This is a genomic window from Inquilinus limosus, assembly GCF_002195995.1.
Classification (GTDB): Bacteria; Pseudomonadota; Alphaproteobacteria; order DSM-16000; family Inquilinaceae; genus Inquilinus; species Inquilinus limosus_C.
The window spans coordinates 34,641-47,396 of sequence record NZ_NHON01000050.1; the positions used below are offsets into that span (position 1 = coordinate 34,641).

Genomic DNA, 12,756 nt, shown 5'->3' on the forward strand with positions numbered 1-12,756 from the left:
GGTGAGGGCTGGCCCAGGCCTCGACAAAGGGCCCTCACCCGGAGCCGCTTCGCGTCTCCGACCTCTCCCGCAAGCGGGAGAGGCAACGCGTGAGTTTAACCCGCCCCGCCCTCGACATTGCCATGGGTCTGGCTGCGCAGCGGCCGGTGCTCGACCCGCAGATAGATCAGCAGGCTGAGGGCGAACACCGCCGCCACCGCCGCGAACAGCACGGCGAAGGCCAGGGCGATGTCGCCACGCTCGGCCTCGCCCAGCGGCCGGCGCACCAGGTCCTCCAGCCCCGAGACCGAGGCGACCGACGGGCTCCAGGCCACGATCAGCCCCAGCACCAGGGCCGACCCGGCGGCGACCAGGATGGCGCCGCCGAGGGCGCGGGAGAAGGCGACGGCGCCAGTCACGGCGCCGAGGTCGCGCGCCGCCACGGCGTTCTGCGCCGCCACCATGCTGGCCGGGAAGATCGGGCCGACGCCGAGGCCGATGGCCGTCAGCAGGGCGGTGGCGGCCAGCGGCGTGGCGTGCGTGGCCGTCGCCGCCAGCACCAGCGCCGCCACGATCGCCACCGGCAGGCCGATCACCGGCGGCCGGCGATAGCTGCCGGTGCGGGTGATGGAACGGCCGGACAGCGAGGCGGTGATGGTGGTCGAGATCATCAGCGGGATCATCAGCAGCCCGGCCTCACCGGTGCTGACCTGCAGCGCCACCTGCAGATAGGTCGGCGCCAGCACCGCCAGCACCAGGTAGCCACCGAAGGCGAGGAAGACCGACAGCAGCACCGGCCCGACCACGGCATCGCCGAGGAAGCGGGGCGGCAGGATCGGCTCGTCCACCCGGCTCTGGCGGCGGAAGAACAGCCAGCCGCCGAGCCCGGCCGTCGCCACGGTGGCGACCACCGGCGCCGAGGCCCAGGGATAGGCCGTGCCGCCCCAGGACAGGCCGAGCAGCAGGGCGACGGTGCCGAGGGTGAGGAGGGCGATCGAGACGACATCGATCCGCGCCTTGACCCGCGGCACCGGCAGCTTGCGCAGCGCCCGGTCGACGATGCCGAGCGCCAGCAGGCCCAGCGGCAGGTTGATCCAGAAGATCCAGGGCCAGCCGACATACTGGGTGAGGACGCCGCCCAGGGTCGGGCCGATCAGGGCGGAGCCGGCCCAGACCGTGGCGAAATAGGCGGCGTAGCGGCCGCGCTCCCGCGGTGCCACGACATCGGCGATCACCGTCTGGGCCAGGGTCAGCAAGCCGCCGCCCAGCCCCTGCAGGGCGCGGGAGGCGATCAGCATGGTCATCGAGGTGGACAGGGCGCACAGCGCCGAGGCGGCGAGGAACACCACCAGGCAGCCCAGCAGCATCAGCCGGCGGCCGTACAGGTCGCTGAGCTTGCCGAGGATCGGCGTGGCGCAGGTCGAGGTCAGCAGATAGGCGGTGACGACCCAGGAGATCAGCTCGAAATCGCCCAGCTCGCGCCCGATCGAGGGCAGGGCGGTGGCGACGATGGTCTGGTCCAGCGCCGACAGGAACAGCGCCAGCAGGGCGCCGAGCACGATGGTGTGGGTCTCGGACGGGGTCAGGTTCATTTCTTTGCCGCTTCCTCCCGCCCCGCGCGAGTCGGGGCGGCCCATCCTAGCGGCTCGGCGGGGCGGGGAGGGCGGCGATTGGCCTGCAGCTGCGTTGCGGATGGGCCGGCGCCGCCCCTTCACCTCTCCTCAGGGAGAGGGGCGGGGGCCATCCCCTCGCCGTCATTGCGAGGAGGCGAAGCCGACGAAGCAATCCAGGGGCCGGTGCGCACCGGCCCCTGGATTGCTTCGCTGCGCTCGCAATGACGGTGTAGGGAATTCCGAAGGCGCCGCTCCGAACGCCTCACCCCACCGCCACATCCTTCGCCGGCAGGGTCACGGTCTGGATCAGGCCGCCGTCGGGACGGTTGGCGATCTCGATCCGGCCGCCGCTGCGGTCGACGATCTCCTTGGCGATGGCCAGGCCCAGCCCGGCGCCCGGCACCGTCTGGCGCCGCGCCGGGTCGACCCGGAAGAACGGCTCGAACACCTGCGCCAGCAGGTCGGGCGGGATGCCGGGGCCGTTGTCGGTGATGACGATGCGGGCCTCGCCGCCATCCCCGACCTGGACCACGTCCAGCGCCACCTCGGCCCCGCGGCCATGGGTGGCGGCGTTGATCACCAGGTTGCGCAGCGCCCGCTTCAGCGCCAACGGCCCGGCCTTGACCGACACCGGGTCGGCCCACAGCAGCGTCACCGGCAGCGACTGCTCGGCCAGCTCGGTGCAGACGGTCTCGACCAGCTTGTCCAGGCGCAGTGGCTCGGCATCGCCGCCCTCGACCTCCTCGCGCACCAGCCGGATGGCGCTGTCGGCGATGCGGTCCAGCTCGTCCAGGTCGCGCAGCCAGGCGTCGCGATCCTCCTCCGGCAGGAACTCGGCGCGCAGCCGCATCCGGGTCATCGGCGTGCGCAGGTCGTGGCCGGCGGCGGCGACCAGGCGCATCCGGCTTTCCATCGCCGCCCGCAGGCGGCTGGACAGGCGGTTCAGGGCCCGGGCGGTGGTCTTCATCTCGGCCGTGCCGGTCTCCGGCAGCTCCGGCAGCGCGCCGTCCGGCCCGATCCGGCCGATCGTGCCCTCCAGCAGGGCCAGCGGCCGGACCACCCGGTCGGCGGCCAGCGCGGCGATGCCGATCGCCCCCAGCACTAGCAGCAGCATCCAGCCGGCGAAGGCCAGCGGCACGCCCTGCGGCACCGGCAGGTCCGGCATCGGCAGCCACAGCCAGCGTTCGGGATCGATCTTCACCGACAGGGTCGACGGCGCGTCGCGGCCCGGCCGCGTCACCATCAGCGGCAGGCTGGGGCCGGTGGCGTTCATGGCGTCGCCCAGCAGCGCGGTACCGCGCATGTCCGGCGTGCCGGGCGCCGGGGTCGGGCTCAGCTGGAAGTCCGCGGCCCGCCCGGGGTCGCCGACCGGCCCGATGCCGTTCTCGACCAGGTCGGCGATCAGCCGGATCTGGCGGGCGAAGGGCTCGACCGTGCGGGCCGGCGACGGCTCGCGCAGCAGCAGCAGGGCGACGAAGCTGGCGATGCCGACCACGGCGATGATGGCGACCGCCAGCAGCAGGATGATGCGCGCGCGCAGCGTGTTCACGCCGGGTCCCTCGACTGGTCGACCGCGACCGCCAGCTGGTAGCCGCCGTTGCGCACCGTCTTGAAGATCTGGAACCGCCCGCCGTCGCCCAGCTTGCGGCGCAGCCGGCTGACCAGCACGTCGATCGACCGGTCCAGCGGCTCCGCCTCGCGCCCCTGGGTCAGGTCCAGCAGCTGGTCGCGCGACAGCACCCGGCCGGGCCGTTCCAGGAAGGCGAGCAGCAGCTCGAACTCGGCGCCGGTCAGGATCACCTCCTCGCCGGCATCGTCGACGATGCGGCGGGTGGCGGGGTCGGCGACGAATCCGGCGAAGCGGTAATGGCCCAGCGCCGGCGCCTCGTCCGGCATGGCGGCGCCCGTCCGCCGCAGCACGGCGCGGATCCGCGCCACCAGCTCGCGCGGGTTGAACGGCTTGCCGAGATAATCGTCGGCGCCGATCTCGAGGCCGATGATGCGGTCGACATCCTCCTTCAGCGCGGTCAGCAGGATCACCGGCAGATGCGGCTTGCGGCGGCTCAGCTCGCGGCAAATCTCGAGGCCGGAGCCGTCCGGCAGCATGACGTCGAGCACCAGCAGGTCGATCCGGCCGGCCGCCAGCCGTTCCTCGCATTCGCGCCGGTCGGCCGCCAGGGTGACCCGGAAGTTCTGGCCGTCGAGATAGCGGCCCAGCAGACGACGGATCTCGGGATCGTCGTCCACGACAAGGATATGGGGAGAAGTCTGCATCAGTCGGGCAATCGTCAAAGCAGTTGTCATGATCTTTACGGCGCCGAGGACGGGCGGCGATGGGTTTTGTGCAACGGAGTATTGCCGGCGGCCGGCTGGCAACGTTGGGCAACCAATTTCCTCTGGCGGTTCACATTCGGCAACGGGCGGACGAAGGGCGGAAACACGGCGGTCCTAGCTTCGCCTCGTTCACAGCAACAGGAGCGAGGCTATCGATGAAGTCCACTGTCGCCATCATCGGTGTTGCGACGGCCGGTGTCATCGGTCTCACCCTCGGCACGGTGATGGGCCCGGGCGGCACCGCCCTGGCCGACCCGGTCAACGCCCCCGTCAATGTCAACTCGACGATCCATGCCGCCGCGCCGGACGCCCCGCCGCCAGGCCCGGACGGCTTCGGCCCGGACCGGCCCGACAACGGCCCCGGCTGGCGGCGCGGCCCTGATCTGCGGCCCGATTTCCGCATGAAGCTGGCCCGCGACCTGGCCGGCCTCGAGACCCTCGCCGGCATCCGGGCCGACCAGCTCGACGCCTGGCGGGATTATACCAGCGCGCTGCTGGCCCTGATGGCGCCGCCCCGGCCGCCCGCCGATGGCGACCGGCAGCCGGACGCTTTCGGCCGCTCCGAGCGCCTGGCCGACACCGTGATCGACCGCGCCCAGACCGCCGAGCGGCTCAAATCCGCGATCGCCACGCTGCGCCGGACTCTGACGCCGGAGCAGGTCGCCCTGCTGCAGCAGGCCGAGCGGCAGATGGGGCCGCCGCCCCGTCCTCTTCCTGGTCCCGGTCCGCAGGACCAGCGCTTCGCCCCTCCGGCCGAGCGCCCGGCACCCCACGCCGGCTGACGGACCGGTCGGGCCGGCCCGGTGTTCCCCCCACGCACCCGGGCCGGCCCGATGGTTTCCGCCCGTTTCCGAGACTGACGATCATCGTGAAGACTCATCTTCTGCGGGGCGTCGCGTCGCTCACCGCCCTGATCCTGGCGGGCTGCGCGGTCGGCCCCGATTTCCAGCGTCCGGCCGCGCCGGGCGTCAGCCAGTACACGCCCGGAACCGCGTTGGCGCAGACCGCCTCGGCCAATGTGCCGGGCGGCGGCGCGCAGACCATCCGGAACGGCCGGGACATCCCGGGCGACTGGTGGCGCGTGTTCCGCTCCGACACGCTGAACCGGCTGGTGGCCGAGGCGCTGAAGGCCAACCCCGACATCCAGTCGGCCCAGGCGACTTTGCGCCAGGCGCAGGAGAATGTCGCGGCCGGGCAGGGCGCGCTGTTCCCGACCGTCAGCGGCTCGACCTCCGGCACGCGGGAGCAGAGCAACAGCACCGGCGCGACGGCGACCGGCGGCACCCGCACCGTGACCTCGGTCTACAACGTCACCACCGCGTCGGTCGACGTGTCCTACGACCTCGACGTCTGGGGCGGCACGCGGCGCAACATCGAATCACTGCAGGCCACGGCCGATTACGAGCGCTTCCAGCTCGAGGCCAGCTATCTCACCATCGCCAACAACGTGGTGACGGCGGCGATCCAGGAGGCCTCGCTCAGGGCGCAGATCAAGGCGACCGAGGAGATCATCCGGACCGAGCGCTCCTTCCTCGGCATCCTGCAGCAGCAATTCGCGCTCGGCGGCATCTCGCAGGCCGATGTCGCGGCGCAGCAGGCCACCGTGGCGCAGGACGAGGCGCTGCTGCCGCCGCTGCAGAAGCAGCTGGCGCAGCAGCGCAACCAGCTCGCCGTCTATCTCGGCCGCTTCCCCAGCGAGATCTCGGGCGACGATTTCGAGCTGGCGTCGCTGACCCTGCCGGGCGACCTGCCGCTCAGCCTGCCGTCGCAGCTGGTCGAGCAGCGGCCGGACATCCGGTCGTCGGAATCGCAGCTGCACAGCGCCAGCGCCAAGATCGGCGTCGCCATCGCCAACATGCTGCCGCAGATCACGCTCAGCGCCAGCTACGGCAGCAGCGCCAGCAGCTTCGGCGACCTGTTCTCGCCCGGCACCGTGGCCTGGAACATCGCCGGCAAGGTGGTGCAGACGATCTTCGACGGCGGCACGCTGCTCAGCGACAAGCGGGCGGCCGAGGCCGGCTTCGACGTCGCCGCCGCGCAGTACCGCAGCACCGTGCTGTCGGCCTTCCAGGACGTGGCCGACGCGCTGCACGCGATCCAGTACGACGCCGACACGCTGAAGGCGCAGCTGGCGGCGGAGCGGGCGGCCCAGCGCAGCCTGACCATCGCCCGCAACCAGTACCAGGCCGGCGCCACCACCTACACCACCGTGCTGACCGCGCAGACCGCTCTCCTGAACGCCCGGATCAGCCGGATCCAGGCCCAAGCGGCGCGGCTCAGCGACACCGCGGCGCTGTACCAGGCGCTGGGCGGCGGCTGGTGGAACCGCAGCGACGTCCCGGCCGGCCGCAAGCAGCCGACCCCCAGCCTGCCCGATTGATCGACGGACACAGATATGGCCAAGAGCAGAACGGCTTCGCTGATCCTGCGCATGACGATCATGCTGATCGTGATCGGCGTGATCCTGGGCGGCATCTTCGGGTTCCAGGCCTTCAAGAGCCAGATGATCGCGCAGGCGATCGCGGCCCGCAGCAACCCGCCGCAGACCGTGTCGACCACCACCGCGACCACCAGCGACTGGCAGGAGCGGCTGGAGGCGGTGGGCAGCTTCCGCGCGGTGAACGGCGCGGCGCTGTCCTCCGAGGTCTCGGGCATCGTCGAATCCTTCAGCTTCCAGGACGGCCAGGACGTCGCCGCCGGCGCGCCGCTGGTCCAGCTGCGGGCGGAGGAGGACGTCGCCACGCTGAGGCAGTACCAGGCAGCCGCGGACAACGCCCAGATCACCTATGACCGCGACCTGAAGCAGCTGAAGGCCCAGGGCGTCAGCCAGGCCACGGTCGACAGCGACCTGGCGACGCTGAAGAGCAACCAGGCCCAGGTGGCGGCTCAGCAGGCGCTGATCGACAAGAAGACGGTCAAGGCGCCCTTCGCCGGCCGGCTGGGCACGCGGCAGGTCGATCTCGGCCAGTATCTCGCGGCCGGCACCACCATGGTGACGCTGCAGTCGCTGGACCCGATCCTGTTCGACTTCACCCTGCCGCAGCAGGCCCTGGCCAAGCTCAAGGTCGGCCAGCCGGTGACGGCGACGCTGGACGGCTATCCGGGCCGCGGCTTCGACGGCACCATCACCGCGATCAGCCCGCTGGTCGACAGCACCACCCGTAGCCTGACGGTGCGGGCCAGCTTCGCCAACCCGGACCACCTGCTGCTGCCCGGCATGTACGCCAAGGCGGCGGTCGCGGTCGGCCAGCCGCAGCGCTACGTCACCCTGCCGACGACGGCCATCGTCTCCAACCCCTATGGCGACATCGCCTATGTCGTGGGCGGGCCAGAGACTGCAAGCCAAGGGGCGGCGCAGACGGTGAAGCAGATCTTCGTCACCACCGCCGGCAGCCGCGGCGACCAGGTCGCCGTGTCCAAGGGCGTGAAGGAGGGCGACACCGTCGTCACCTCCGGCCAGCTGAAGCTGCAGAACGGGTCGCCGGTGACGATCAACAACGCGGTGACCCCACCGAACGACCCGAACCCCGCCGTGGCGGACCCGAGCTGAAGGCGCCGGCACCATGCATTTCACCGACATGTTCATCCGGCGCCCGGTCTGGGCGCTGGTGGTCAGCGCGCTGATCGTCGTCCTCGGCTACCAGTCCTACGCCTCGCTGGCGGTGCGGCAGTATCCGAAGACCGAGAACGCGGTCGTCACCGTCACCACGACCTATTACGGCGCCGACCCGGACGTGGTGGCCGGCTTCATCACCACGCCGCTGGAGAACGCCATCGCCCAGGCGAACGGCATCGACTACATGACGTCGTCCTCGACCAGCGGCACCTCGATCATCACCGTCAACCTGCGGCTGAACTACAACTCCGACGCCGCGGTCACCGAGATCAACACCAAGGTCAATTCGGTGATCAACCAGCTGCCCGCGGCGGCGCAGCAGCCGACCATCACGCTCTCGGTCGGGCAGACCATCGACGCCATGTATATCGGCTTCTATTCCGACGTGCTGGTGGCGAACCAGATCACCGACTACCTGACCCGCGTGGTGCAGCCCAAGCTGCAATCGGTGCAGGGGGTGCAGACGGCGGAGCTCTTGGGCCCCAAGGTGTTCGCGCTGCGCGTCTGGCTCGACCCCGACAAGCTGGCCGGCTACGGCCTGACCGCGACGGACGTCTACACCGCGCTCAGCAACAACAACTACATCTCCGGCGTCGGCACCACCAAGGGCCGGATGACCGAGATCACCCTGACCGCCTCGACCGACCTGCACGACGTCGAGGAATTCAAGAACCTGGTGGTCAAGCAGGCCGACGGCGCGGTGATCCGGCTGAGGGACCTCGGCAATGTCGTGCTCGGCGCCCAGGACTATGAGAGCCGGTCGACGGTCGACGGCAACACCGGCGTCTTCGTCGGCATCCAGGTGGCGCCGACCGCCAACCTGCTGGACGTCGTCGCCGGGGTGAAGGCGGCGCTGCCCGGCATCCAGGCGCAACTGCCGGCCGGGCTGCACGCCACCGTGATCTACGATTCCAGCGCCTTCGTCACCAGCTCGATCACCGAGGTCGCGACCAGCCTGGTCGAGGCGCTGGTGATCGTGGTGCTGGTGGTGTTCCTGTTCCTCGGATCGCCGCGCTCGGTCTTCATCCCGGTGGTGGCGATCCCGCTGTCGCTGGTCGGCACCTTCGCGATGATGCTGGCCTTCGGCTTCTCCATCAACCTCTTGACCCTGCTGGCGCTGGTGCTGGCGATCGGCCTGGTGGTGGACGACGCCATCATCGTGGTCGAGAACGTCAACCGCCATATCGAGGAGGGGGCGAAGCCGCTGCAGGCGGCGATCGACGCGGCGCGCGAGCTGGTCGGGCCGATCATCGCCATGACCGTGGTGCTGGTGGCCGTGTATGTCCCGATCGGCTTCCAGGGCGGGCTGACCGGCGCGCTGTTCACGGAGTTCGCCTTCACCCTGGTCGGCGCCGTCACCGTGTCGATGGTCGTCGCGCTGACCCTGACGCCGATGATGTCGGCCCACATCCTGAAGCCGCATTTGGCCGACCGCAGCGGCTGGGAGGAGCGGCTGACCGACTTCATCGACCGCGGATTCGAGCGCATCCGCCGGCCCTATCAGCGGATGCTGCATGGCAGCCTGAACACGGTGCCGGTGGCGCTGGTCTTCGCCGCCATCGTGCTGGGCAGCATCTATTTCCTCTATGCCGGCGCGTCGACCGAGCTGGCGCCGAACGAGGACCAGGGCGCGGTGCTGGCCATGACCACCAACCCGCCGCAGGCGTCGCTGGACCAGAAGGCGTCGAGCTCCGACCAGGTGGCCAAGGCGATGCGGGCCTATCCCGAGACCGGCCACACGCTGGGCATCGACAGCAGCTCCACCTCGATCGCGGTGCAGGTGCTGAAGCCCTGGGACGAGCGCGAGCGGACCGCCGGCACCATCCAGGCGCTGCTGCAGCAGGACCTCGCCAAGATCGCCGCGGCGCAGAGCGTGGCGTTCCAGCCGGCGCCGCTGCCGGGCAGCAACGGCCTGCCGATCCAGTTCGCGATCGGCACCACGTCCGGCTTCCAGGAGCTGAACGACGTCGCCACCGCCTTCCAGCAGGCGGCGCAGAAGACCGGCCTGTTCGTGTTCCTGACCCGCGACCTGCAGATCGACAAGCCGCAGGCGCAGATCGTGATCGACCGCGACAAGGCGGCCCAGCTGGGCCTGACCATGAACAATGTCGGCAGCGCGCTGGCGGCGATCCTGGGCGGCGGCTATGTCAACTATTTCAGCATCGAGGGCCGGTCCTACCAGGTGATCCCGCAGGTGCAGCAGATCTCGCGCCTGACCACCGACCAGATCCTGAACTACCCGATCACCGCGGTGGACGGCACGCAGATCCCGCTCTCCGCGATCGCCACGATCAAGACCGAGGCGGCGCCGCGCGCGATCTCGCATTTCCAGCAGCTCAACTCGGCCACCATCTCGGGCGTGCCGGCGCCGGGCGTGTCGACCGGCCAGGCGCTGGCGGCGCTGAACGACCTGGCGGCGAAGACGCTGCCGCCGGGCTACACGGTCGACTATGGCGGCCAGTCGCGCCAGGCGGTGCAGGAATCGAGCGGCCTGGTGCAGATGTTCGCGCTGGCGCTGATCATCATCTTCCTGGCGCTGTCGGCCCAGTTCAACAGCTTCCGCGACCCGCTGATCATCCTGGTCTCGGTGCCGATGTCGATCGCCGGCGCGCTGGCCTTCATCAGCGTCGGCGTCGGCGGGGCGACGATGAACATCTACACCCAGGTCGGGCTGGTGACGCTGATGGGGCTGATCAGCAAGCACGGTATCCTGATCGTCGAGGTCGCCAACGGCCTGCAGCAGGCGGGCAAGACCAAGCGCGAGGCGATCGAGGGCGCCGCCTCGATCCGCCTCCGCCCGATCCTGATGACCACGGGCGCGATGGTGCTGGGCGTGGTGCCGCTGATCCTGGCGACCGGCGCCGGCGCGGTGTCGCGCTTCAACATGGGGTTGGTGATCGCCAGCGGCCTGACCATCGGCACCCTGTTCACCCTGTTCGTGGTGCCCGCCGTCTACATGGTCCTCGCCGCCGACCACCACGCCGAGGGGGCAGGGGAGGAGGAGCCGGCCCCGGCTCCGACGGAGGCGTGACCGTCGCTCCCGTGGCCTTCTGAACATACCCCTCGCAATGACGGTTCGGGGTGATCCACCCCCGCCACCCCTCAGCGTCATCGCGAGCCCGGAGGGCGTGGCGATCCAGGTTGGCGCCGGCCGCGCCGGTTAAGGTCACGCAATGTTCATTGCGCGGACGCATCGATCTCGTTCATGATACGTTCCATGGGAAGCGGTGCGGAATCCGATCTCGACGTCCAGGCCTATTGCCGCAGCCTCGCGCTGCAGCAGATCCAGATGCTCACCCGCCTGGCCGAGATCGCCATGCAGCTCGCCGAGGCCGAAGGGGCGCGGGCGATCGCCGCCCAGGTCCGGGCTGCCGCACCCAAGGCCGATGAGGTTTCGATAGAGGCGGCCCGGGCCGAGGCGCAGGAGGCGGGGATGGCCTTCAGCCGCTTCTCCCGCTCGGTGCACCGCTCTCTGGCCCTGCGCGGCCGCGCCGCCGACAGCCTGTGCGCCCGCGACAAGGCCCAGGCCGCCGACCGCGCGGCCGCCCGCCAGGACCGCCGCGACCGCCACCGCAACGAGGTCGAGGGCGTGCTGCGCCACATGATCTGGGACGAGATCGGGGATTTCTCCCGNCCGCCGACCGCGCGGCCGCCCGCCAGGACCGCCGCGACCGCCACCGCAACGAGGTCGAGGGCGTGCTGCGCCACATGATCTGGGACGAGATCGGGGATTTCTCCCGCGTCGAGGCCCTGCATGCCGAGCTCGAGGAGCGGGTCGAGGATCTCTACGAYGACGAGACCCTCCGGGTCGAGGACCGGCCGTTGGGCTCGGTGATGGCCGGTCTGGCCTGCGGCCTGGGGCTGGCCGAGGAATGGGGCCGCTGGTCGCCCGCCTGGCCGGGCACGCCGGACCCGGCCCGTCCGGCCGGCGACGCGGCCAAGGTCGAGGCCGAGCGGGCCCGGCGCCGGGACGCCGCCGTCGCCGCGGTCGAGCGCAGCTTCGCCGACCTCCGCGACCCGGCCCGGATCCCCGGGATCCGCGCCGGGCTGGCGGCCCGGGTGCGGGAGGCGGACGTCATCGCCTGGCTCGACACCGAGACCACGCAGACCGTCGCCCGCCGCCTCTGCCGCTCCCTCGGCATCGACCCCTANCGAGACCCTCCGGGTCGAGGACCGGCCGTTGGGCTCGGTGATGGCCGGTCTGGCCTGCGGCCTGGGGCTGGCCGAGGAATGGGGCCGCTGGTCGCCCGCCTGGCCGGGCACGCCGGACCCGGCCCGCCCGGCCGGCGACGCGGCCRAGRTCGAGGCCGAGCGGGCCCGGCGCCGGGACGCCGCCGTCGCCGCGGTCGAGCGCAGCTTCGCCGACCTCCGCGACCCGGCCCGGATCCCCGGGATCCGCGCCGGGCTGGCGGCCCGGGTGCGGGAGGCGGACGTCATCGCCTGGCTCGACACCGAGACCACGCAGACCGTCGCCCGCCGCCTCTGCCGCTCCCTCGGCATCGACCCCTATTCCTGCTTCGAGACCCCGGACAGCCCCGACACCGGGTGACCGGCCCGCCTATCCCCCGATCAGCGGCAGGGCGACGCCGGCCGCGGCCAGGCCGAGCACGACGGTCCAGGGCGGCGCCTTCCACACCGTCAGGGCCAGGAATCCGGCCAGCGCCAGGGCGAAATCCGGCGGCGCCAGCACGGCGCTGGTCCAGACCGGGCTGTACAGCGCCGCGCCGAGGATGCCGACGACCGCCGCATTGGCGCCGCGCATGGCGCTCTGCGCGCCCGGGCGGCGGCGCAGTGCGTCCCAGTAGGGCAGGGCGCCGTACAGCAGCAGCAGCCCCGGCAGGAAGATGGCGGCCAGCGCGATCGCGGCGCCGGCGATGCCGTTCGGCGCCGGGCCCATGACGGCGCCGAGCCAGGCGGCGAAGGTGAACAGCGGCCCCGGCACCGCCTGGGCCAGGCCGTAGCCCTCGAGGAAGGCCTCGTTCGACACCCAGCCGGGCGGCACCACCTCGGCCTGCAGCAGCGGCAGCACCACATGGCCGCCGCCGAACACCAGCGCGCCGGAGCGATAGAAGGCGTCGAACAGCGCCAGCCCCTGGGCGCCGGTCGCGGCCGCCAGCGCCGGCACCGCCAGGAACAGCGCCGCGAACAGGGCCAGGGCGGCGCCGCCGCCGCGGCGCGACACCGGCACGCTCAGCCGTCCGGCCGGGGCGCCGC

9 protein-coding genes are annotated in these 12,756 nt (G+C 71.5%); 5 read left to right on the forward strand and 4 right to left on the reverse strand.

The features are described from left to right. Positions 1-95 precede the first annotated feature (95 nt). The 3 genes from BWR60_RS23110 to BWR60_RS23120 form a co-directional block, all read right to left on the reverse strand. On the reverse strand, positions 96-1,571 hold the full coding sequence (locus tag BWR60_RS23110; protein WP_179221910.1) for an MFS transporter: 1,476 nt from the start codon (positions 1,569-1,571) through the stop codon (positions 96-98). 283 nt (positions 1,572-1,854) lie between these two features. Beyond that, positions 1,855-3,141 (reverse strand): ATP-binding protein, encoded by a 1,287-nt coding sequence (locus tag BWR60_RS23115; protein WP_088153385.1) that lies wholly within the window; start codon positions 3,139-3,141, stop codon positions 1,855-1,857. Beyond that, on the reverse strand, positions 3,138-3,866 hold the full coding sequence (locus BWR60_RS23120) for a response regulator (RefSeq protein WP_088153386.1): 729 nt from the start codon (positions 3,864-3,866) through the stop codon (positions 3,138-3,140). The genes BWR60_RS23115 and BWR60_RS23120 overlap by 4 nt, the downstream gene beginning before the upstream one ends. A gap of 215 nt (positions 3,867-4,081) precedes the next feature. On the opposite strand from BWR60_RS23120, the gene BWR60_RS23125 reads away from it, so the two are divergent. The 5 genes from BWR60_RS23125 to BWR60_RS23155 all read left to right on the forward strand — a co-directional run bounded on the left by BWR60_RS23125 (position 4,082) and on the right by BWR60_RS23155 (position 12,091). Beyond that, complete coding sequence (locus BWR60_RS23125; RefSeq protein ID WP_088153387.1) at positions 4,082-4,708, forward strand: hypothetical protein; 627 nt, start codon at positions 4,082-4,084, stop codon at positions 4,706-4,708. An 86-nt stretch (positions 4,709-4,794) separates the two neighbouring features. Next, the gene (locus BWR60_RS23130) at positions 4,795-6,306 is read left to right on the forward strand and encodes an efflux transporter outer membrane subunit (RefSeq protein ID WP_230983151.1); all 1,512 of its coding nucleotides are present in this window, start codon (positions 4,795-4,797) and stop codon (positions 6,304-6,306) included. Between the two features lie 15 nt (positions 6,307-6,321). Then, positions 6,322-7,476, forward strand: coding sequence for an efflux RND transporter periplasmic adaptor subunit (locus BWR60_RS23135; protein ID WP_230983152.1), 1,155 nt, complete (start codon positions 6,322-6,324; stop codon positions 7,474-7,476). Between the two features lie 13 nt (positions 7,477-7,489). Beyond that, the gene (locus BWR60_RS23140; protein WP_088153389.1) at positions 7,490-10,573 is read left to right on the forward strand and encodes an efflux RND transporter permease subunit; all 3,084 of its coding nucleotides are present in this window, start codon (positions 7,490-7,492) and stop codon (positions 10,571-10,573) included. Between the two features lie 1,161 nt (positions 10,574-11,734). Continuing rightward, positions 11,735-12,091: a hypothetical protein gene (locus BWR60_RS23155; RefSeq protein WP_144445718.1), complete on the forward strand. Its 357-nt coding sequence runs from the start codon at positions 11,735-11,737 to the stop codon at positions 12,089-12,091. 9 nt (positions 12,092-12,100) lie between these two features. Here the strand turns inward: BWR60_RS23155 and BWR60_RS23160 are convergent. Beyond that, positions 12,101-12,756, reverse strand: a 656-nt coding sequence (locus BWR60_RS23160) for a chromate transporter (protein ID WP_179221911.1), incomplete at its 5' end; no start/stop codon positions are given.